The 515-nt window shown below is 40.6% G+C and carries 1 protein-coding gene; it reads left to right on the top strand.

Annotation, left to right across the window (positions count from 1 at the left end; translation table 11 throughout):
• Positions 1-89 precede the first annotated feature (89 nt).
• Positions 90-515, top strand: a 426-nt coding sequence (locus tag ADIWIN_RS16720; protein ID WP_040757650.1) for a RagB/SusD family nutrient uptake outer membrane protein, incomplete at its 3' end; no start/stop codon positions are given.

Raw genomic sequence — 515 nt, 5'->3', positions numbered from 1 at the left:
CCAATCAGCTAATAGCGCCAGGTTTTCTCCTACCAGAAAAATCCTTCTAGGTGTAAGTTTTGATCTTTAAGAATTTTAATCGCCATAAAATGAAAAAATCTATAAATATTATATTAGTTACCGTTTTCATGGGATATATGACGGGTTGCGATGATCTTGAGTATTATCCTACCGATCAATTGTCTGACGAACAGGTTTCGAATTCGCCTGAATTACTTTCCAACATTACCGTTGGCACCTATAGCCGCCTAAGAGAAATGCGGTATGTGAGAAACAGGCAGGCCGCACAAGAGTTCCCAGGCGATGATGCCGTTTGGGTGAAGAACAGTGGAGACAACAGAATGCTGACTTACAGTTACCAGCACATTGTAAATTCTTCAGTTTCTACCCAATTCTGGCAGGAAGCCTACTATGGCATCTTTTCAGCCAACAAAGTAATTGAAGCCATTGATGACAACGCCGATGAGGAAAACCTTCAGCTTAAAGGAGAAAACTTATTCTTAAGGGCATTTATG

Origin of the sequence: Winogradskyella psychrotolerans RS-3 (assembly GCF_000427335.1) — a bacterium.
GTDB lineage: Bacteria > Bacteroidota > Bacteroidia > Flavobacteriales > Flavobacteriaceae > Winogradskyella > Winogradskyella psychrotolerans.
Note: the sequence above shows the minus strand (reverse complement) of the source record. Positions and strands in the feature narration are given on the sequence as shown.